General features: G+C 64.9%; 19 protein-coding genes and 1 riboswitch. Of the genes, 14 read left to right on the plus strand and 5 right to left on the minus strand.

All coding sequences use genetic code 11. The features are described from left to right. Positions 1-131: 131 nt before the first annotated feature. From ABZ677_RS17600 to ABZ677_RS17610, 3 genes are read left to right on the plus strand one after another with little or no spacing between them, the layout of a single operon-like run. The gene (locus ABZ677_RS17600) at positions 132-1,517 is read left to right on the plus strand and encodes a CitMHS family transporter (RefSeq protein ID WP_037194501.1); all 1,386 of its coding nucleotides are present in this window, start codon (positions 132-134) and stop codon (positions 1,515-1,517) included. A gap of 33 nt (positions 1,518-1,550) precedes the next feature. Then, positions 1,551-1,961 carry a universal stress protein gene (locus tag ABZ677_RS17605; protein ID WP_037194499.1) on the plus strand — a complete coding sequence of 137 codons (411 nt, stop codon included), beginning with the start codon at positions 1,551-1,553 and terminating at the stop codon, positions 1,959-1,961. Beyond that, complete coding sequence (locus ABZ677_RS17610) at positions 1,958-3,079, plus strand: AbrB family transcriptional regulator (RefSeq protein WP_358371595.1); 1,122 nt, start codon at positions 1,958-1,960, stop codon at positions 3,077-3,079. Before ABZ677_RS17605 ends, ABZ677_RS17610 begins: the two co-directional genes overlap by 4 nt. Here the strand turns inward: ABZ677_RS17610 and ABZ677_RS17615 are convergent. Both ABZ677_RS17615 and ABZ677_RS17620 read right to left on the minus strand, forming a co-directional pair. Next, on the minus strand, positions 3,059-4,441 hold the full coding sequence (locus tag ABZ677_RS17615) for a HAMP domain-containing sensor histidine kinase (RefSeq protein WP_094633188.1): 1,383 nt from the start codon (positions 4,439-4,441) through the stop codon (positions 3,059-3,061). The genes ABZ677_RS17610 and ABZ677_RS17615 overlap by 21 nt on opposite strands. A 26-nt stretch (positions 4,442-4,467) precedes the next feature. Next, positions 4,468-5,175, minus strand: a complete 708-nt coding sequence (locus tag ABZ677_RS17620) for a response regulator transcription factor (RefSeq protein ID WP_037194723.1) — start codon at positions 5,173-5,175, stop codon at positions 4,468-4,470. Between the two features lie 136 nt (positions 5,176-5,311). Between ABZ677_RS17620 and ABZ677_RS17625 the strand changes: the two genes are divergently transcribed. The 8 genes from ABZ677_RS17625 to ABZ677_RS17660 all read left to right on the plus strand — a co-directional run bounded on the left by ABZ677_RS17625 (position 5,312) and on the right by ABZ677_RS17660 (position 13,579). Then, the gene (locus tag ABZ677_RS17625) at positions 5,312-6,262 is read left to right on the plus strand and encodes a permease (RefSeq protein WP_358371597.1); all 951 of its coding nucleotides are present in this window, start codon (positions 5,312-5,314) and stop codon (positions 6,260-6,262) included. After that, positions 6,259-6,996, plus strand: a complete 738-nt coding sequence (locus tag ABZ677_RS17630; protein WP_358371599.1) for a TIGR03943 family protein — start codon at positions 6,259-6,261, stop codon at positions 6,994-6,996. Before ABZ677_RS17625 ends, ABZ677_RS17630 begins: the two co-directional genes overlap by 4 nt. Before the next feature lie 45 nt (positions 6,997-7,041). Further along, positions 7,042-7,104, plus strand: a riboswitch (guanidine-III (ykkC-III) riboswitch). Between the two features lie 12 nt (positions 7,105-7,116). Further along, positions 7,117-7,431 (plus strand): multidrug efflux SMR transporter, encoded by a 315-nt coding sequence (locus tag ABZ677_RS17635; protein WP_037194494.1) that lies wholly within the window; start codon positions 7,117-7,119, stop codon positions 7,429-7,431. 32 nt (positions 7,432-7,463) lie between these two features. Beyond that, on the plus strand, positions 7,464-8,267 hold the full coding sequence (locus ABZ677_RS17640) for an ABC transporter (RefSeq protein WP_094615630.1): 804 nt from the start codon (positions 7,464-7,466) through the stop codon (positions 8,265-8,267). 209 nt (positions 8,268-8,476) lie between these two features. Further along, entirely contained in the window at positions 8,477-9,613 is a 1,137-nt protein-coding gene (chvE, locus tag ABZ677_RS17645; protein WP_037194490.1) for a multiple monosaccharide ABC transporter substrate-binding protein, read from the plus strand. 8 nt (positions 9,614-9,621) lie between these two features. Beyond that, complete coding sequence (mmsA, locus tag ABZ677_RS17650; RefSeq protein WP_358371604.1) at positions 9,622-11,160, plus strand: multiple monosaccharide ABC transporter ATP-binding protein; 1,539 nt, start codon at positions 9,622-9,624, stop codon at positions 11,158-11,160. Next, positions 11,157-12,488, plus strand: a complete 1,332-nt coding sequence (mmsB, locus tag ABZ677_RS17655) for a multiple monosaccharide ABC transporter permease (RefSeq protein ID WP_094632972.1) — start codon at positions 11,157-11,159, stop codon at positions 12,486-12,488. The genes mmsA and mmsB overlap by 4 nt, the downstream gene beginning before the upstream one ends. A 74-nt stretch (positions 12,489-12,562) precedes the next feature. Beyond that, a complete protein-coding gene (locus ABZ677_RS17660) occupies positions 12,563-13,579 on the plus strand; it encodes a LacI family DNA-binding transcriptional regulator (RefSeq protein WP_358371608.1) in 1,017 nt (338 codons plus the stop codon). Here the strand turns inward: ABZ677_RS17660 and ABZ677_RS17665 are convergent. Continuing rightward, a complete protein-coding gene (locus ABZ677_RS17665; RefSeq protein ID WP_037194484.1) occupies positions 13,564-15,135 on the minus strand; it encodes a helix-turn-helix domain-containing protein in 1,572 nt (523 codons plus the stop codon). The genes ABZ677_RS17660 and ABZ677_RS17665 overlap by 16 nt on opposite strands. A 99-nt stretch (positions 15,136-15,234) precedes the next feature. Here ABZ677_RS17665 and pruA point away from each other — a divergent pair, with 99 nt between their 5' ends. The 3 genes from pruA (at position 15,235) to ABZ677_RS17680 (ending at position 18,119) form a co-directional block, all read left to right on the plus strand. Next, on the plus strand, positions 15,235-16,884 hold the full coding sequence (gene pruA, locus ABZ677_RS17670) for an L-glutamate gamma-semialdehyde dehydrogenase (protein WP_358371612.1): 1,650 nt from the start codon (positions 15,235-15,237) through the stop codon (positions 16,882-16,884). Continuing rightward, a complete protein-coding gene (locus tag ABZ677_RS17675; RefSeq protein ID WP_358371615.1) occupies positions 16,881-17,825 on the plus strand; it encodes a proline dehydrogenase family protein in 945 nt (314 codons plus the stop codon). The genes pruA and ABZ677_RS17675 overlap by 4 nt, the downstream gene beginning before the upstream one ends. Before the next feature lie 105 nt (positions 17,826-17,930). Beyond that, positions 17,931-18,119 carry a hypothetical protein gene (locus ABZ677_RS17680; RefSeq protein WP_037194480.1) on the plus strand — a complete coding sequence of 63 codons (189 nt, stop codon included), beginning with the start codon at positions 17,931-17,933 and terminating at the stop codon, positions 18,117-18,119. A 152-nt stretch (positions 18,120-18,271) separates the two neighbouring features. Here ABZ677_RS17680 and ABZ677_RS17685 read toward each other — a convergent pair whose 3' ends face one another. Both ABZ677_RS17685 and ABZ677_RS17690 read right to left on the minus strand, forming a co-directional pair. Beyond that, positions 18,272-18,610 carry an STAS domain-containing protein gene (locus ABZ677_RS17685; protein ID WP_230596416.1) on the minus strand — a complete coding sequence of 113 codons (339 nt, stop codon included), beginning with the start codon at positions 18,608-18,610 and terminating at the stop codon, positions 18,272-18,274. A 279-nt stretch (positions 18,611-18,889) separates the two neighbouring features. Further along, complete coding sequence (locus tag ABZ677_RS17690) at positions 18,890-19,369, minus strand: MarR family winged helix-turn-helix transcriptional regulator (RefSeq protein ID WP_037194479.1); 480 nt, start codon at positions 19,367-19,369, stop codon at positions 18,890-18,892. Between the last annotated feature and the right edge of the window lie 44 nt (positions 19,370-19,413).

Consider the following 19,413-nt stretch of genomic DNA (forward strand, 5'->3'; position numbering starts at 1 on the left):
GCGCAAAAGGCTCTTTACGTTGCTTGCGCGGGTAGTGCGCACAACGGCGACCCTGTGATGCCGGTTACGTAACTTCAGTCACACACGCAGTCCAACCGGACCCACCTCACACATTCGAGAAGGAGTGCACGATGTTGGTGATACTCGGCTTCCTCATGGTAGCCGCCTTCATGTTCTTGATCTTGACCAAGAGAGCCACGCCCGTCGTCGCACTCACCCTCGTACCCGTCATCTTCGGCCTACTGGCAGGCGCTGGGCTCGGCATCGGTGACATGATCACCGACGGCATCAAGTCCCTGGCCCCCACCGCGGCGTTGCTGTTCTTCGCCATCATCTTCTTCGGAATCATGATCGACGTCGGACTGTTCGACCCACTGGTGCGCGGCATTCTGCGCCTGGTACGCAACGACCCGATGAAACTCGTTGTCGGAACCGCCATTCTGGCCATGGTCGTCTCGCTGGACGGCGACGGCTCCACGACGTTCATCATCGTGACGTCCGCCCTGCTGCCGCTCTATCTCAAACTCGGTGTCAGCCCGGTGATCCTGACGGTCGTCGCCGGTCTCGCCAACGGCACGATGAACATCATTCCGTGGGGCGGTCCGACGGTTCGCGCTGCTTCCGCTCTCGGCATCTCCCCCTCCGACGTCTTCGTTCCCATGGTCCCCTCGATGATCGTCGGCCTGATCATCGTGCTGCTCTTCGCCGTTCACCTGGGCATCATGGAGCGCCGTCGCATCGGCAAGCTGATCTACGAACCAGAACTGGTGGCCTCCGGTGGCGGCGGCAGTATCCGTAAGGGCGGCAAGGGCGGCAGTGGCTCCGGCACCGGCGGATCGAACGACTCCGGCGAATCGGGTCAGTTCTTCGACGGCCTCGACCCCAATCGCGACACCCTGCGTCCGAAGTTGCTGTGGTTCAACGCTGCTCTGACGGTCATCCTGCTCGTCATCCTCGTCATGGACATCCTGCCCATCCCGGTGCTGTTCATGATCGCCGCCTCCATTGCGCTGACGGTCAACTTCCCCAAGGTCAAGGAGCAGGGCGACGCGATCGCCCGGCACTCGTCCTCCATCGTCTCGGTGGTCGCCATGGTGCTCGCCGCGGCAATTCTGACGGGTGTGTTCCAGGGCACCGGCATGGTCGAGGCCATGGCCGAGTGGTTGCTCAACGTCATCCCGTCCGGCATGGGCCCGTACCTGGCCGTCATCACCGGCATCCTGAGCATCCCGCTGACGTTCTTCATGACCAACGACGCCTTCTACTTCGGCATCCTCCCGGTGTTGACCGAGACGGCGAGCAAGTACGGCATCGACCCGGTCGAGATGGCCCGTGCATCGATCACCGGTCAGCCCGTCCACCTGCAGAGCCCGCTGGTTCCGGCCATCCTGCTGCTCGTCACCCTCGCCGGAGTGTCGCTGGCCGATCACCACAAGAAGGTCCTGTGGCGAGCGGTGGTCGTCTCCCTCGCGATGCTGGCCGTCGGCATCGTCCTCGGCCAGATCCCGTTCGGCTGATCCCCCACCCCACTTCGCGTAGGAGAAACCGTCATGACTGTTGGCGTACTGCACAACAATTCACCCGAGGGCCGCGCAGCACTGGCGGCCGCCGTTCGAGAAGCACGCATTCGTGAGACGGACCTCGTCGTCCTGCACGCGCTGTCGGGATCGGCCGAACCGTCCGCCGAGGCGGCCGAGACGCAGGCAGTGTCCACGTCGGTGGAGACCGCTCTGGCCGACATCGACCACGCCGACACCGTCACCTGGACCGTGGCAGTGGGCAGGCCCGATCCCGATGCAGTCAACACCCTGCTGACACTGGTCGAGGAGCAGAAGTCCGAGATCCTCGTCGTCGGGTCGCGCCACCGTTCGGCCGTCGGCAAGTTCCTGATGGGACAGACGATTCAGCGTCTGCTGCTCGAGATCCCGGTCCCGGTTCTGCTCGTCAAGTCCGGAGCGTGAGCGTCTCCGACCGGGCTACGACAGTGTTGCGGCACAGCCTCCGATGGATCGGCCTCGCGGCCGTATCCGTCGGGGGCTGGGCCCTTTTCGCGTCGCTGGGACTCACGGCACCGTCACTGTTCGCGGCTCTCGTCGTCGCCGTGATCTTCGCGCTCACCGGCCTCGGACCCGCGGCCGTCCCCCGTCCGTTGTCGATGGCTGCGCAGGGGACCCTGGCGGTGACGATCGGTCTGATGCTCGACACCGAGACACTCGGTGCGTTGGGCGAGAACTGGATTCCCGCCGTTCTCGTCGGCGCCGGGACGCTGGTCGTCAGCGCCGGCTGTGGCGCTCTGCTCGCTCTGCATCGCGATGTCGACCCGGTCACCGGCGCCTTGTCCCTGATCGCCGGTGGCGCAACGGGTCTGGTCTCCATCGCCCGTGAACTCGGCGGCGACGAGCGGATCGTCGCAGTGGTCCAATACCTGCGCGTTGCACTCGTGGTGGTCACGATGCCCCTGATCGTCACGTTCGCCTTCCACACCGACACCGGCAGTGCGACCGGCTCGACGGAGCAGTCCACGACGCCGTGGTATCTCGGTACGGCGTTTCTGCTCGGAGCCGTTGTCGTCGGAATCGTGCTCGCGCGTCTGATCAGACTCCCGGCACCGGCGACACTCGGACCGCTGATCGTGGCGGGCGCATGCGAACTGCTCGGGTGGCCCGTGGACATCTCGGTGCCCACGGTCCTGCTGCCGGTGGCGTTCATCGTCATCGGATGGCAAGCGGGACTTGCCTTCACGACCGCGAGCCTGCGGGCGATCGGTCGTATCTTCCCGTGGGCGGCGCTGTTGGTTCTCTCGATCGGCCTGGTGTGCGCACTGTTCGGTTGGGCGCTCTCCGCCATCACCGGCGTGAGCATGCTGACCGGTTACCTGGCCACCACACCCGGCGGGTTGGCCGCCGTGCTCGCGGTGTCTGCGACGACCGGATCGGACGTCACTTTCGTGGCCTGCGTTCAGGTGATTCGGCTGGTGTCGATGCTCGTCGCCGCGCCACTCGCGGCAGCCGCGTACACGAAGCTGGCCGAACGCAAGAAGGCCAGGACGACCAGTGAATCAACCGTCGGAGCGGGGTAATTCGACCCGGAAGGTCGCGCCCTGCCCGGGGACGCTCTGCACGCGCACGGTGCCGCGGTGCGCAGCGACCAGCGCCGCGACGATCGACAGGCCGAGTCCGCTGCCGCCGCTCTCCCTGGTCCGCGAGGAATCGGCTCGATAGAAGCGCTCGAAGACGTGCGCAGCCTCCTCCTCTCGCAGACCCGGTCCGGTGTCCTGCACCTCGAGCAGCACCGAAGACTGGGTGGTCCCGACACACACGGTGATCGACGCGGATTCGGGCGTGTGCCGAACTGCGTTTCCGACGAGGTTCGCGAGTACCTGCCGCAGCCGGGCATCGTCACCGTCGACCTCGGGAATCCCCGGTCCCGCCAACACTTTCAACGAGATGTCTCGCTGGGGTGAGACCGCCTTCGCGTCGTGCACGGCATCGGCGGCGATGGTGAGCAGATCGACTCGGCGGACCTCGAGGGGTCGTTGGGCGTCGAGGCGCGCGAGCATCAGCAGGTCTTCGACGAGCAGTCCCATGCGCGCCGACTCGCCCTCGATTCGGTTCATCAGCAAGGCGATGTCGCTCATCGCACCCTGTCGGTACAGCTCGGCGAACCCGCGGATGGTCGTCAGCGGCGTCCGTAGTTCGTGACTGGCGTCGGCGACGAAGCGGCGCATCCGATCCTCGGACGCACGTGCCGCCTCCTCCGAGGCCGCGGTTGCGGCGAAGGCCCGCTGGATCTGCGAGAGCATGCCGTTCAGGGCCGCCGACAGCCGGCCCACCTCGGTCTTCTCGCTCCATTCGGGCACTCGGCGATGCAGATCCCCGGCAGCGATGGCCGCAGCAGTCGTCTCCACCTCCCGCAACGGTCGCAGACTGCGCCGCACCACGAAGTAGGCGATCACGGCCAGGGCGAGCAAGACCGCCGCGCCGATGTAGAACTGAAGTACCACGAGCCTGCTGACGGTCTGCTGGTTGGCGTTGAGCGACATTCCCACGGTGGTGGAGCCCTCGTTGTTGGTCACCGTGATCACCCGCCACTCCTTCGCCGGGTCACCCTCGGAACCGACGGTCGTCGGGACTGCCGACGGAGTACCCGACAGATCCGGAACATCCTCGGCCACATCGTTGATCGGGCCGCGGACGGTACCGTCGTTGGCCACCGAGCGAACGAAGAAGTTGGACGGCGGACGACCGGGGTTCGGCTCGTCCACGGGTGGGAGCGGGCGGGCATCGGGTTGCGCCCAACCACGGGACGCCTCGATCAGTTGACTGTCCAGGCGACGCATCAGTGACGTCTCCAGCGACGACGTCACCGCCACTCCCGACGCCAGCAGACCCAGCCCGACCAGGAGCAGCAACGCTGCCACCAAGGTGAAACGCAGCGGCAGACTTCGAATCCGACCTCGAATGGCCGTCACCGCGGCTGGCGCATCACGTAGCCGACTCCCCGCAGCGTGTGGATCAACCGGGTGTCGCCCGTGTCGACCTTGCGACGCAGATACGACACGTACGACTCCACCACTCCCACTTCACCGCCGAAGTCGTAGTGCCACACGTGATCGAGAATGCGCGGCTTGCTCAGCACGGTGCCCGCATTGACCATGAAGTACCGCAGCAACGTGAATTCGGTGGGCGAGAGCGAGACCGGCTCGCCCGCCTTCCACACCTCGTGAGTGTCGTCGTCGAGTTCGATGTCCGCGAACGCAACTCGTGACGGCTGCATGTCCTCGCTCTTGCCCGATCGACGCAGGATGACCCGGAGCCGGGCCACCACCTCTTCGAGCGAGAACGGCTTGGTGACGTAGTCGTCCGCACCGAGGGTCAGTCCGGTCACCTTGTCCTCCACCGAGTCTCGCGCGGTCAGGAACAGGGCGGGCGCATCGATTCCGTCCGCCCGCAGCCGGCGAAGCAGACCGAAGCCGTCCATGCCGGGCATCATCACGTCGAGGATGAGAGCCTCGGGCCTGAAGTTGCGCGCCTTGTCGAGTGCCTCGGGACCGGACGACGCCGTCGCCACCTCGAATCCCTGGTACCTCAGGCTGACCGACAACAGCTCGACGATGGTCGGTTCGTCGTCGACGATCAGGACTCGGGCCTCGGGTGTCTCGCTCACGGTGTCCATCATCGCGCGAAAGGCTGCTCGATCGCTGCACTCTCGCTGTGAGGTTGCTGTGAGCCACCGATGAGGGGGCATGATGGCAGAGATGCTCGATGCGAAGACGGACGGCCGAATCAGGACTCGGCCTCCGGTGTCATCCATGCACGTATTCGCAACTCTGCTCGTGTTGGGCATCGTCTTCGGCGCCGACGTCGCCCGGTGGGTCGACTCGTCCCCCGCCCTGCAGACCGGAGCGACGGTGTTCACCGGGATCTTCGTGCAGGCCACACCGTTCCTGGTGCTCGGTGTGCTCGTCAGCGGAAGTATCGCCGCGTTCGTCTCGCCCGGTGTGCTGCGGAAGTTGGTGCCGAAGAACGCCACCGCTGCTGTCGGAGTGAGCGGTCTCGCGGGAATGGCGCTGCCCGGTTGTGAGTGCGGTGCCGTTCCCGTCTCGCGGCGGCTGATGGATCAGGGTGTTCCGACGTCGGCAGCTCTGGCGTTTCTGTTGTCTGCACCGGCGATCAACCCCGTCGTCCTGGTGTCCACCGCTGTGGCCTTTCCCGGTGAACCGGCGATGGTTCTCGCACGGTTCATCGGCTCGCTCGCCACCGCCCTGGTGATGGGCTGGCTGTGGACCAGGTTCGGCAAGGCCGAGTGGATCACCGCTCGACTCGTCGATCGCGGACACGACCATGGACGCTCGAAGTGGGTGACGTTCCGCGAATCGGCGCGTGCGGACCTGCTCCAGGCCGGTGCCTTCCTCGTGTTCGGTGCCGCGGCCGCCGCGCTGCTGCACCTCGTGGTTCCCGACTGGGTGTTCGCCCATCTCGCCGGGCAGTTGCTGCTGTCGATCCTGGTGATGGCCGTCCTCGCGGTGATCCTGGCGCTGTGCTCGGAGGCCGACGCATTCGTCGCGGCGAGCATGTCGATGCTGCCGCTGCTGCCGCGGTTGGTCTTCCTGGTGGTCGGACCCGCCGTCGACGTGAAGCTGATGGCGATGCAGGCGGGCAGTTTCGGACGCGGGTTCGTCGCACGCTTCGCCCCGCTGACCTTCGTCGTCGCGATCGTGTGCGCCTCGGTGAGCGGCTACGTGTTCCTGGGTCCGCGATGAAGCGCGAGGTGCAGAATCTGCTGCTGCTCCTCCTCGGCGGAGCCATGGTCAAGATCTCGTGGGACGGCAGCTTTGTGCGATACGTCAAACCGTCGCTGCATCCGTATCTACTGACCGCCGGGGTGCTGATCGTCGCCCTGGCGATCGCGTCGATCGTTGCCGACATCCGCCGCGGTGGGCCCGGCGACGACGGTCATGATCACGATTCGCGTCCGTACTGGCTGCTCTTGGTCCCGCTCGCGGTCATCCTGTTCGTCGCACCGCCCGCCCTGGGGGTCTCAGCAGTGGGCGATCGTTCCGTCACGTCGGCGGCCGATCGTCAGAGGACAGCGTTTCCACCCCTACCGGACGAGCGCGTGCCCGAGGTTCCACTGCTCGATGTCGTACAACGCGCGGTCAGGGACACCGAAGGCAGCCTCGACGGACGGGAGATTCGCGTCACCGGATTCGCGGTCGCCACCGCGAACGGAGGCTCGCCGCGGGCCGACGGCACGAGAGACGGCCTCGACCTCGCCCGCATTCTGATCATCTGTTGCGCGGCCGACGCCAGGTCCGTCCGAATCCATCTCGACGCAGGTAGCGCAGTTCTCGACGACATTCCGGACGGCACGTGGCTGCAGATCTCGGGAACCGTCGACGCTGCCACGGCGACCGAGGACACCGCATTCACACCCACGATGACCGTGTCGACGGTCGAGCGAATCGAGGCACCGGCGAACACGTACGCCTACTGACAACCCGAAACCCGTGGCCACCGCCGGCCCAAATTGGTACGATCGTACAAGTCACTTCCGACAATCGGACGAGCGCACCGTACCCGAACAGCGACAAGACGGTGCAAGGAGTGATCTCTCATGGCTTGGCTCATTCTCGTCGTCTCCGGCGTCCTCGAAGCGGTCTGGGCGACAGCGCTCGGTAAGTCCGAGGGCTTCACCAAACTCGGACCGTCCGTCGTCTTCGGAGTCACGGTGGTGCTCAGCATGATCGGACTCGCGATCGCGATGCGATCGCTGCCCACCGGCACCGCCTACGCCGTCTGGGTGGGAATCGGTGCCACCCTCACCGTCACGTACGCCATGATCACCGGGGCCGAATCCGCCTCGCTGCTCAAGGTTGCGCTTCTGGTCGGCATCGTCGGATGCGTCGTCGGACTGAAGGTTCTTCACTGATTTTCCGAGCTACGAGCAGTTACAGTAAAACGATGAACTGGGTGTCAGCGATCACACTGCCTGCGCGCGCCGGAATTGCCATCGCCGAGCAGGCGATCGGCGTCGCGGAGGTCGCGTTGGCGACCACCAGGATGGCGTTGGCCACCGGTGCGTCCGGCACCGCAGGTGTCGCCTCGCTCGCCAACCCGCGCGGCGGCACGATGCAACTGCTCGCCCAGCTCGGCCAGCTCACCTCCGACGACCGCGCCCTGGGCAACGCACTCAAGGAAGGCGGTCCGCTCGATCGCCTGCTCGCCCAGGGAGGCGTCGTCGATCGCCTCACGTCCGAGGACGGCACTCTCGAGCGACTGCTGTCCCCCGGCGGGCCGGTCGAGCGCATCCTGGCTCCCGGCGGGCCGTTGGACCGACTGCTCGCCGAGGACGGCCCGCTCGAACGACTGCTCGCCGAAGGTGGTCTGCTGGACCGCATCACCGCCACCAACGGACCGCTCGAACGACTGACGGCCAAGGACGGTCCGCTCGAGGTGCTCACGCGTCAGGACGGACTCATCGAGCGGGCCATCGCCGAGGAGGGCATCCTCGAAACACTTCTCGCCGAGGACGGTGCCGTCGAGCGACTGACGGCCAAGGGCGGTCCGCTCGATCAGTTGGTCAAGCTGTCGGAAACGCTGACGTCGGTGGCACCGAACATCGAGCGGATGAGCATCTCGATCGACATACTGCAGGATTCCGTCGAGATCCTCTCGGCTGCGGTTCACCCGCTGGGAGAGTTGGTCGGACGGCTTCCGAGTCGTTGGCTCAAGAGCGGTAAGCAGTCGGTTCACGAACTGCACTGACGTCCCCGCCGGGCCTCTGAGATCGCGCCCTCTCGGGCTCGTGGCGGCGACGCATTGTTAGCGCTCACACTGGTGAGCGGGGTTGCGGAAAATAATCTTTGACATTGCCGATGTTATCGCTCACACTTTCGTCTTGATGTGATGTGAGGCACAGACGAGGTCTCTCTCCACCACTTTCGAGATCTGATTTCACCGAGCAGGGAGAAACGATGAAGTTTCGACATCTACCCATGGCCGCGGCCGCGGTGGCACTGGCCATCACGGTCACCGCATGCGGATCGAGCACCAAGACTGCAGACGTCGAGCCGGCAGACGGAGGGAGCACGGCGGGCGCGCTGATCGGCGTGACGATGCCGACGAAGTCCTCGGCTCGATGGATCGCCGACGGCGACAACCTCAAGAGCGCGCTCGAGGGCCAGGGTTACAAGGTCGATCTGCAGTACGCAGAGAACGACATCCCCACTCAGGTCAACCAGATCGAGAACCAGATCACCCAGGGCGCAAAGCTACTCATCGTGGCCTCGGTGGACGGCACGGCCATCACCACGCAGTTGCAGGAAGCCAAGGACAACGGCATCGGCGTCATCGCGTACGACCGCCTCATCCGTAACTCGCCCAACGTCGACTACTACGCGACGTTCGACAACTACAAGGTCGGCGTCGACCAGGCCACGTCGCTTCTGGTCGGTCTCGGCCTGAAGAACGAGGACGGCACCGACAAGGCCGACGCCCCCGCGGGCCCGCTGAACATCGAGGTCTTCGCCGGTTCGCCGGACGACAACAACGCCACCTTCTTCTTCGACGGTGCCATGGAAACCCTGAAGCCGTACCTGGACAAGGGAACTCTGAAGATCGGCAGTGGCGAGTCCGATTTCGAGACGGCTGCAACACTGCGCTGGGATCCGGCTACCGCCCAGAAGCGCATGGAGGATCTGCTCACCAAGACGTACTCCTCGGGCCAGAAGGTGCAGGGCGTGCTCTCGCCGTACGACGGCCTGTCGATCGGAATCCTCTCCGCGCTCAAGAGCAACGGCTACGGAACGGCCGGTCAGCCTTACCCGATCGTCACCGGCCAGGACGCCGAGGTTCCGTCGGTGAAGTCCATCATCGCCGACGAGCAGTACTCCACGATCTACAAGGACACCCGTGAGCTGGCCGCAGTCACGATCTCGATGGCTCAGTCCATGCTCGACGGTCAGACGCCGGAGACGAACAACACGACGGACTACGACAACGGCGAGAAGGTCGTTCCCGCGTACCTGCTGCAGCCGGAGATCGTCAACAAGGGCAACTACGAGCAGCTGCTGGTCGAAGGCGGCTACTACACCGACGATCAATTGAAGTGAGTTCTGCGATGACGAGCCAGATTCTGGAGATGCACGGCATCACCAAGACGTTTCCCGGAGTGAAGGCGCTCCAGGACGTCACGCTCACGGTGGAGCGCGGCGAGATCCACGCGATCTGCGGTGAGAACGGCGCTGGAAAGTCGACTCTCATGAAGGTGCTGTCGGGTGTGTATCCGGACGGAACTTTCGACGGAGAGATCGTGTTCGACGGTCAGCCGTGCGCGTTCTCCGATATCAGGAGCAGCGAATCCAAGGGCATCGTCATCATTCACCAGGAACTCGCGCTGAGTCCGCATCTGTCCATCGCCGAGAACATCTTCCTCGGCAACGAGCGGTCCAGACGCGGGTTCATCGACTGGAACCGCACCAACTCCGAGGCCGCAGCCCTACTGAACCGGGTAGGGCTGCGGGAGAACCCCGTCTCCGTCGTGGGCGATCTCGGCGTCGGCAAGCAGCAACTCGTCGAGATCGCGAAGGCACTGTCGAAAGACGTGACGCTACTGATCCTCGACGAACCGACTGCGGCACTGAACGATTCGGACTCGTCTCATCTTCTCGACCTGCTACGCGGTCTTCGAGACGAGGGAATCACGTGCGTGATCATCTCGCACAAGCTCAACGAGATCGCGGCCATCGCAGACCGGACGACGATCATTCGCGACGGCCGAACCATCGAGACGTTGGACATGCGCAACCCGGAGGTCACCGAGGATCGCATCATCTCACTGATGGTCGGCCGCGATCTCGAGCACAGGTTCCCGCCCCACGAATCCACTGTGGGAGAGGAAGTTCTACGCATCGAGGACTGGACCGTACACAGCCCGACCCAGCACGGCCGGACCGTCGTGGACGGGGCGAATCTGACGCTGCGCCGTGGTGAGATCGTCGGCCTGGCGGGCCTGATGGGTGCCGGACGCACCGAGTTGGCCATGAGTGTCTTCGGACGCAGTTACGGCATCGATATCTCGGGGCGTCTGTACAAGTACGGCAAGGAAATTCACGTCAAGTCCGTCAGCGATGCCATCCATCACGGGATCGCGTATGCGACCGAGGACCGAAAGCGGTACGGCCTCAACCTGATCGACGACATCAAGCGCAACATCTCCACTGCGGCCCTCGACAAACTGGTGACCGGCGGTTTCGTCGACGACAACCAGGAATACAAGGTTGCCGAGGGCTTCCGGAAGAGCATGAACATCAAGGCACCGAACGTCTCCGCCGTGGTCGGCAAGCTCTCCGGCGGCAATCAGCAGAAAGTCGTGCTGAGCAAGTGGATCTTCAGTGATCCCGATGTGCTCATTCTCGACGAACCGACGCGCGGTATCGACGTCGGTGCGAAGTTCGAAATCTATTCGATCATCAACGGTCTCGCCGACGCGGGCAAGGCAGTTCTGGTGATCTCCTCCGAGCTACCGGAACTGCTCGGGCTGTGCGACCGGATCTACGCGCTGTCCGCAGGCCGGATCACCGGCGAGGTCACTCGCGAGGACGCGACACAGGAATCCCTCATGCACCTCATGACCCGTGGAACAGGAGTACTTCGATGAATCAGCTGTCGACCGTCCGGGGGCTGCTCACGCGAAACCTCCGCCAGAGCGGGATATTCATCGCGTTCGCGTTGATCATCCTGCTGTTCACCGTTCTGACCGGCGGCCAACTGTTGGTCCCGCAGAACATCAGCAACATGGTGGTCCAGAACTCGTACATCCTCATCCTGGCCATCGGCATGGTCGTGATCATCATCGCGGGCCACATCGACCTGTCCGTCGGATCGGTCGTCGCGGCAACAGGAGCGATCTCCGGCGTGCTGATGGTCCAGCAGAACGTGCCGTGGCCGCTCGCGGTGCTCATCACGCTGATCATCGGCGGTCTGATCGGAGCGTGGCAGGGCTATTGGGTTGCGTACTTCGGCATTCCGGCGTTCATCGTGACCCTGGCAGGCATGCTCATCTTCCGCGCCGTCACCCTCATCGTTCTCGGTAACCAGGGCATCGGACCGTTCCCCGGGCCCGTACGTACTCTCTCCAACGGCTTCCTCCCGGGCTTCATGGGCAACGTGGGCCTCGGACCGCTCGGCGGCGCGGACATCTTCACCCTGCTCGTCGCGATCCTCGCCGTTGCCGGAATCGTGTTCACTCAGTGGCGTTCTCGGACGGGTCGGCAGAAGTACGGGCAGACCGTCGACGCGATGCCACTGTTTCTGACCAAGATGATTCTGGCCGGCGGCCTGGTTCTCGCCATCGCCGTACAGCTGGCGCGCTTCAAGAACCTGCCGTACGTGCTGATCCTTCTCGCCGTACTGGTGATGGGCTATTCGACGCTGGCAGGCCGGACGGTGTTCGGTCGGCACGTGTACGCCATCGGCGGAAACATCCACGCCGCATCGCTGTCCGGCATCAAGGTCAAGCCGGTCACCTTCTGGATCTTCGTGAACATGGGCGTGCTGTCCGCCCTCGCCGGAATCATCTTCGCCGGCCGCCTCAATCAGGCGGGCCCTACCGCAGGCAACGGCTTCGAGCTCGACGCGATCGCGGCGGCATTCATCGGCGGTGCAGCAGTACAGGGCGGCGTCGGCCGCATCGTCGGCGCGCTCACCGGTGGACTCATCATCGCCGTGATCAACAGCGGAATGTCCCTCATCGGTTCGCCCAGCGAGCGCGTTCAGCTGGTCAAGGGCCTGGTACTCCTCGCCGCGGTGGCGTTCGACATCTGGACCAAGCGCCGAGCAGCGAGCGGCAAGGGCAACAAGGGTGACAAAGCTGCGCCTCCGAGCAGCTATCTGGGGGTGCCCGTGCCTGCCGAGATGTTCTCCGGTGCCGAGCCCGGTAAGCCTGCGCCCACCACGACCGGTTCTGCGGTGACCACACCCACGTAATCGATACGGTCGCGGGCACCGCAGGACCGGGCATGCTGTGATTGTCTTCGACCAGGAAGGGAGACTCGGCAAAGATGACACCGACTCGCGGACCCGCCATGACCGACGTCGCCCGGCTCGCAGGCGTGTCTCATCAAACAGTCTCCCGCGTCATCAACGGTCACCCCAACGTGACCGAAGCGACGAGAAACAAGGTCGCTCAGGCGATCTCGGAGCTCGGGTACCGACCGAACACTGCTGCACGCGCTCTGGTCACCGGCCGCAGCAAGACCATCGGAATCGTGGGGACCGGAAACGCTCTCTACGGTCCGGTGTCGACGCTCTACAGCGTCGAGTACGCCGCCCGTCACGCCGGCTACTCCGTGGTGGTCGGCGTGCCCACCTCGCTCGACGAGTCGGCGATCATCACCTGCGTGCGCCGGTTGCAGAAGCAGGGTGTCGACGGCGTCGTCGTCATCGCGCCTCTGCGAACCGACGGCGGTGACATAGCCGATCTGGCCGGGGAACTCCCGCTGGTCGCCGTCGAGGGCTCGCCTGCCGGTGATCTGGCCGTCGTCTCGGTCGACCAGATCGCCGGAGCCAGAGCCGCAACCGAACATCTGCTCTCGCTCGGACACAGCGCCGTGTGGCACGTTGCCGGCCCGCTGGGGTGGTACGAGGCAGCCGACCGCGTCACCGGATGGCGGATGGCCCACGAGGATGCCGGCGTGGAACCACCGGCGACCCTCAGCGGCGACTGGACCGCAAAATCGGGCTTTCTGGCCGGCAGCGAACTGGCCCGGAACGCCGACGTCACCGCAGTGTTCGCAGGCAACGACTCCATGGCGCTCGGGGTGCTACGCGCACTGAACGTGCACGGAAAGCGAGTGCCGGAGGACGTCAGCGTGGTCGGCTTCGACGATGTTCCCGACGCGGAATTCTTCTCGCCGCCCCTGACCACCATCCGCCAGGAGTTCACCGACGTCGGCGTGCGAAGCGTCGAAATTCTGCTCGACCAGATCGACACCGGAAACCGAAGCACGAGGCGTTCGAGCATCGAACCGACCCTGGTGATTCGAGCGAGCACCGGCGGCGCTCACATACGCAGCTGAATCTCGACGAGGAGACGTGCGTCGGAATCGGTGAGATCGAGATCGAGAATCTGCTCGACGCGTCGAATGCGGTAGCGCAGGGTGTTCGGGTGAATGTGCAGTCGCTCGGCGGCAGCCCGAACGTCGCCGAAGCACGCCAGATAGAACTCGAGACTCTCGCGCATTCTGGAGTCGTTGGTGGCGTCGTACCGGTCGAGGGCGGTGATGCGCGGGTCTCGCAGCTGGTCGTGATTGGTGATCAGTTCCAGGATTTCGCCCAGCAACACCGAGGTTCTCGACTCTTCCAGCGTCGTGACGCGCACCTCGCCGGTGGTGCCGTCGAGCACTCGGTCCACCTCGAATCTGGCCACGGCCACCCCGTCGAGATCTGCGATCGGCGCAGCGACCGCGGCACGCAGCGCGAGCGAGGTACGCGCCTCGATCCGCCCGACGGCATCGGCGGTCCACGCCGCGATCCCCGTGCCCGACGCCACCCCGGGAAACAGTGCGTAGATTCTCTCACCGATGATGGTGACCAGAGAGTCTCGCCGAAAAGCGCTGGCATGCAGTCGAATGGACGGTGCCAGGGCGCTGATCTCGAATTCTCCGCAGGCAGCGAATCCGACGACCGCCGCGGATCCCGAGGTGGGTATCGACAGCGCCGACGCCAGCGACGGGACGTCGACACCGCCGCCCCTGGCCCCGAGCAGGCGCTGAATCTGCAGGGCCTCGTTGGTCGGGGCGTTCGCGATGCGGGTGATCAGTCGGGCGGCGACGGCCGAGGCACCGCGCAGTACCGCGTCGGCGTCGGCGGCGAGTGGGGCGGAGCCCTCCTGTATCCAGATCGTCCCGAGAGTCGTTGCGCTGCCTGAGCTTCGGCGTATACCGACGGCGAGCCGTCTACGAATGCCCAGTTCGGCATCGGCCGGTACGTCGATCACGTCGTCGGTGCGGCGGAGTCGATCGAACACCCCTCGCTCGTGCAGTCTGCGCAGGTAGTCGGCCGGACCTTCACGTCCGAGGATAGACAGGGTCCGCAGTTCGTCGGCCGCGTCGTCGGATGCCGAGTAGGCCAACACATGTGAGCGCTCGTCCTCGATGCTCACCATGCCCTTCGTCAGTGACGCCACCGTCTGCGCGAGTTCGTAGAGGTCGGTGTCGGCTCCGAACAATCCGTCGTCGGGGCTCTGGGCGCGCACCTGGTCCAGGACTCCGCGCATCATCGACAGCAGGAGCTCCCACCGTGTCTGCTGGTGCACCGCGACCAATGCGATACCCGTCTCCCGCGCACCGTGGGACAGCGCCGTCGAGGTGGCGACTTTGGTCAGCACCGCGAGCGGTCGGTCTGCGACGGGGCGCAACGCGAGATCGTCGAACCACCGCACCACATCGGCCTCGGTCACGCCGACCAGCAGCGTCAGGTCGGACGCAGTTCCCGGAGGCAGCCGCAGGTCGTCGGCATCGAGCAGCGCGACGGACTCGACGGCCATGTCCGTTCCCGCGGGCGCGAGGACGAGTTCGACGACGGCGCTGTGCAGAGAGGTCAGCATCGAACGCAGCGACACCGTATTGGCCATACGGACAAGTAGATCACGAATTCTTTGGCCGACGGGCTGATTGAACGACGAGCGGATCGGACTTCAATGAGCAGCACACGCCGAAGACGAGGAGCAGCCATGGACGCCGTCACATCCGTACCGACCCCCACCAACGAGCCGGTCAACACCTACGCCCCGGGTAGCCCGGAACGGGCCCGCTTGCACAGCCGCCTGAGCGAACTCCGTTCCTCCCCCGTGGAGATCCGTCAGGTCATCGGCGGGGTTCACCGCCGGGCCGACGGCCCGGTCGAGAACGTCGTCGAACCGCACAAGCACTCGTCGATCATCGGCAGCTTCACCGGGGCCACCCACCAGGATGTGCGCGACGCCATCGACGCCGCGACGACAGCAGCCCCCGCATGGCGCGATCTCCCCTTCGACGAGCGCGCCGCGGTGTTCCTGCGGGCCGCAGATCTGCTGTCCGGTCCGTGGCGCGAAAGAATTGCTGCTGCAACGATGCTCGGTCAGTCCAAGTCGGCCTACCAGGCAGAGATAGACGCACCCTGCGAGCTGATCGACTTCTGGCGGTTCAACGTCACGTTCGCCCGGCAGATTCTCGCCGAGCAGCCCGTATCGGCACCGGGAGTGTGGAATCGCGTCGAATACCGTCCACTCGAGGGCTTCGTCTACGCCATCACCCCGTTCAACTTCACCGCCATCGCAGGCAACCTACCCACCGCGCCCGCGTTGATGGGCAACACCGTGCTGTGGAAGCCCTCGCCCACCCAGGCAGTAGCCGCGTATCTGACGCTCCAGTTGCTCGAAGCCGCAGGTCTGCCACCGGGGGTCATCAACCTCGTCCTCGGCGACGGGCCGATGGTGTCCGACGTGGCCCTCGCCGATCCGCGTCTGGCCGGAATCCATTTCACCGGGTCCACCGCGACGTTCCAGACGCTCTGGCGCGAGGTGGGCAACAACATCTCGAACTACCACTCGTATCCACGGCTCGTCGGCGAGACCGGCGGCAAGGACTTCATCGTCGCGCACAGCTCGGCCGATCCGGAGGTGCTGACCACCGCCATGATTCGCGGTGCGTTCGACTTCCAGGGACAGAAGTGCTCGGCAGCGTCCCGGGCGTTCGTACCGAAATCTCTGTGGGCCTCGATGGGCGATACGTTCATCGAGCAGGTCTCGGCGTTGAAGTACGGTGACGTGACCGACCTGTCCAACTACGGCGGAGCCGTCATCGACCGAAAGGCGTTCGACCGCAACGCAGCTGCTCTCGACCGAGCCAAGTCCGTGTCGAGCCTGACCATCGCTGCCGGCGGTAGCTGCGACGACACGGAGGGGTACTTCGTCTCCCCCACGGTGCTTCTCGGCGACGACCCCACCGACGAGGCCTTCACCACCGAGTACTTCGGCCCGATCCTCGCCGTGCACGTCTACGACGACGCCAGGCCCGACGCCTATGCCGAGACGCTGCGCGCCGTCGACTCCGGATCGAAGTACGCGCTGACCGGAGCCGTCATCGCCACCGACCGCACCGCCGTCGAACAGGCCCATGCGGCACTGCGATTCGCCGCAGGCAACTTCTACGTCAACGACAAACCCACCGGCGCAGTGGTGGGACAGCAGCCGTTCGGCGGAGCCCGCGCGTCGGGAACCAACGACAAGGCCGGCTCGCCGCAAAACCTGCTGCGGTGGACCTCGGCCCGCACCGTGAAGGAAACGTTCGTTCCGCCGACCACCCACGGCTACCCACACCAGGAAGGCGAGGGCACGCGATGACCACGCTACTGAGCAATCCGCTGCGGCCTGCCCTGCTGGCGGCGGCACGTTCACCGAAACTGCAGGCGACGGTGACGCGGCTACGCGCCACCCGATCCCTCGTCGACCGTTTCGTGGCAGGCGAATCCGAGCCTGCGGCCGTCACTGCAGTGGACGCCCTGCTGGCGTCGGGCAGGTTCGTCTCGGTGGACTACCTCGGTGAGGACACCACCGACCGAGGCCAGGCGAGAGCAACCGTGGACGCGTATCTCTCCCTGATACAACGCTTTTCGACTCGCCGGGCCGATGCGACAGCACTGGAGATCTCGCTCAAGCTGTCTGCGCTCGGCCAAGGAATCGACCGAACCCTGGCGCTGGAGAACGCACGAACGATCTGCACCGCTGCCACTGCGGCCGGGGTGTGGGTGACGGTGGATGCCGAGGACCACACCACCACCGATTCGACCCTGTCGATCGTCCGCGAACTGCGCGTGGACTTTCCGGATCTGGGCACGGTGCTGCAGGCATACCTGCGGCGCACCGAAGCGGACTGCCAGGACCTGTCCGGGCCGCGATCTCGAATCCGACTGTGCAAAGGTGCGTACAACGAACCGTCGTCGGTGGCGTTTCAGGGTGCACGGGAGGTCTCCGACTCCTACCTCCGGTGCCTGCAGGTGCTGATGAACGGCCGCGGCTACCCCATGGTGGCCTCGCACGACCCGGAGATGATCGAGGCGGCGGACAGGTTTGCGGCGGCCGCAGGACGGTCGTCCGAGGAGTTCGAGTTCCAGATGCTCTACGGAATCCGTGATCCCGAGCAGCGGCGACTCGTGGACGCCGGGCGCAACGTACGCGTGTACGTCCCGTACGGATCGCAGTGGTACGGCTACTTCATGCGCAGATTGGCCGAGCGTCCGGCGAATCTGATGTTCTTCGCACGATCGGTGCTCTCGCGTACGTAGCGGGTTCACCGAAGTACTCGATTCCCGCACCCAGGAGTCGGCCGCCGCTTCCTCTCGGCGTTCTGGCGTGGATTAGGTTCTGCGACATCGGGGCACCCTGGCTGCATGGCAAATTACAGAGTTATCGATCCGCACGGAACCGTTGTCGAGACCAAGGACATCTCCAGTTCCGAGGACGCGCATGCCTGGTTCAAGGACAGCCGCGCCGACAACGAGGAGTTGGGGTGGCGACTCGAGGTCGAGCACGACGGCGAGTGGGCGTTCTTCAGCGACTCCGAAGGAACCAAGGACTAGTTCGCCTGAGCCGAAACACTTTCGGACGATCCTGAGCCACGGCCATGCCGTCGAGCAGGGTCGTCCGTTGTGGAATCGGGGTTCGAACGAACAGTGGGCAGCCCCGGTACTGGAGCTGCCCACCTCTTGTCGCGGCGATGAACGCCGGGGTACTACTGGTCGTTCGTAGGACGAGCCGTCGGAATCGTGGACTCGAGATCGGCGACCTGGAGCAGACGCGAAACAGAGCGTCCGGCGACGATCGACCATGATGCGCCGATGCCGGCCGTGTAGTCACGGACTGCATCGAAGACTGTGAGACCTGCGATGCCGAAGAATTCGACATTGTGCAGATCGAGGGTGACATGCCGTTTGCTGGACACGCGGCTGCAGACGAAATCGGAGAACATCGGCGCGCTGCGCATGTCGATGTCGCCGTGGACGGCGACGACGAGTGAGCCGTCGGGGCCGTCGTGCGCAGTGAAGATTGCTCCGGTTGCTGCGACGGACACGGACTTCTCCGCGACTGTCACCGGGGTGGTTCGAACTTTGTTGCCTGAAGATTCAACACTCATGGCAGATCCCATCGATCGGTCGAACTGAGGGGGAAACCGATTGACGCAGCGGGAGCAGAATGTTGCCTGACCCGGACGCCGACTTCGCTGCGTTTCCCCGTGACCGGCTGTTAGCTCAACCAGGGCCAACCCTACGTCACAGGCAGCCTCAGCGTCCAGCATCGGTTCTGCACAGGCCGCCCACCAGCGGTTCGAACACCGCGCCGCGCAGACACCTTACGCGCGACCGCTGTTTCCCAGGTCGGCATGGTGTTCTCGCATGGCTCCGATGAGCGCTTCGAACACCCGATGCGCGGCGGCGAGATCATCATCGGGCAGGTCTGCCAACGCGGTGCTCGTGCGCTTGCCGAGGGGGCCGAAGAACCCGCGAGCGACCTCCATCCCGTGCTCGTCGTATCGCAGAATGACTTTGCGTCGATCGGATGCGTCGGATTCGCGGCGGATGTGACCGGAGGTGATCATCCGCTCGACGAGGTAGGTCATCGCCGCCGACGACAGCCCCAACATCGTGCCCAGTTCCCCCGCCGTCAGCGGCGCACCCTCGACGTCGGCGACCATGACGTGAAGAAGCGCACGAAAGTCGTTGGGCCGCAGGCTGTGTAGAGCACCGAACACTTGGCCGATCTGTTCGGAGACCGACGACAGCGCTCGTAGATCCGCGGAAATCGCGGATTCGAGGTGGTTTCGGTCGGCCATGTCGGTGGTAACTCCTTCGCTGCGGTCATCGTCAGACTACTGCC

It is taken from the genome of Rhodococcus sp. NPDC006774 (genome assembly GCF_040636045.1).
In the GTDB taxonomy this organism is placed as follows: domain Bacteria; phylum Actinomycetota; class Actinomycetes; order Mycobacteriales; family Mycobacteriaceae; genus Rhodococcoides.

Bases quoted from the DNA above. Each gene is read 5' to 3' on its own strand.
- mmsA (WP_358371604.1), top strand. From the start codon at position 9,622: ATGACGAGCCAGATTCTGGAGATGCACGGCATCACCAAGACGTTTCCC.
- ABZ677_RS17640 (WP_094615630.1), top strand. From the start codon at position 7,464: ATGAACTGGGTGTCAGCGATCACACTGCCTGCGCGCGCCGGAATTGCC.
- pruA (WP_358371612.1), top strand. From the start codon at position 15,235: ATGGACGCCGTCACATCCGTACCGACCCCCACCAACGAGCCGGTCAAC.
- mmsB (WP_094632972.1), top strand. From the start codon at position 11,157: ATGAATCAGCTGTCGACCGTCCGGGGGCTGCTCACGCGAAACCTCCGC.
- ABZ677_RS17605 (WP_037194499.1), top strand. From the start codon at position 1,551: ATGACTGTTGGCGTACTGCACAACAATTCACCCGAGGGCCGCGCAGCA.
- ABZ677_RS17680 (WP_037194480.1), top strand. From the start codon at position 17,931: ATGGCAAATTACAGAGTTATCGATCCGCACGGAACCGTTGTCGAGACC.
- ABZ677_RS17635 (WP_037194494.1), top strand. From the start codon at position 7,117: ATGGCTTGGCTCATTCTCGTCGTCTCCGGCGTCCTCGAAGCGGTCTGG.
- ABZ677_RS17600 (WP_037194501.1), top strand. From the start codon at position 132: ATGTTGGTGATACTCGGCTTCCTCATGGTAGCCGCCTTCATGTTCTTG.
- chvE (WP_037194490.1), top strand. From the start codon at position 8,477: ATGAAGTTTCGACATCTACCCATGGCCGCGGCCGCGGTGGCACTGGCC.
- ABZ677_RS17675 (WP_358371615.1), top strand. From the start codon at position 16,881: ATGACCACGCTACTGAGCAATCCGCTGCGGCCTGCCCTGCTGGCGGCG.
- ABZ677_RS17660 (WP_358371608.1), top strand. From the start codon at position 12,563: ATGACACCGACTCGCGGACCCGCCATGACCGACGTCGCCCGGCTCGCA.
- ABZ677_RS17620 (WP_037194723.1), bottom strand. From the start codon at position 5,175: ATGGACACCGTGAGCGAGACACCCGAGGCCCGAGTCCTGATCGTCGAC.
- ABZ677_RS17625 (WP_358371597.1), top strand. From the start codon at position 5,312: ATGCACGTATTCGCAACTCTGCTCGTGTTGGGCATCGTCTTCGGCGCC.
- ABZ677_RS17665 (WP_037194484.1), bottom strand. From the start codon at position 15,135: ATGGCCAATACGGTGTCGCTGCGTTCGATGCTGACCTCTCTGCACAGC.
- ABZ677_RS17690 (WP_037194479.1), bottom strand. From the start codon at position 19,369: ATGGCCGACCGAAACCACCTCGAATCCGCGATTTCCGCGGATCTACGA.
- ABZ677_RS17630 (WP_358371599.1), top strand. From the start codon at position 6,259: ATGAAGCGCGAGGTGCAGAATCTGCTGCTGCTCCTCCTCGGCGGAGCC.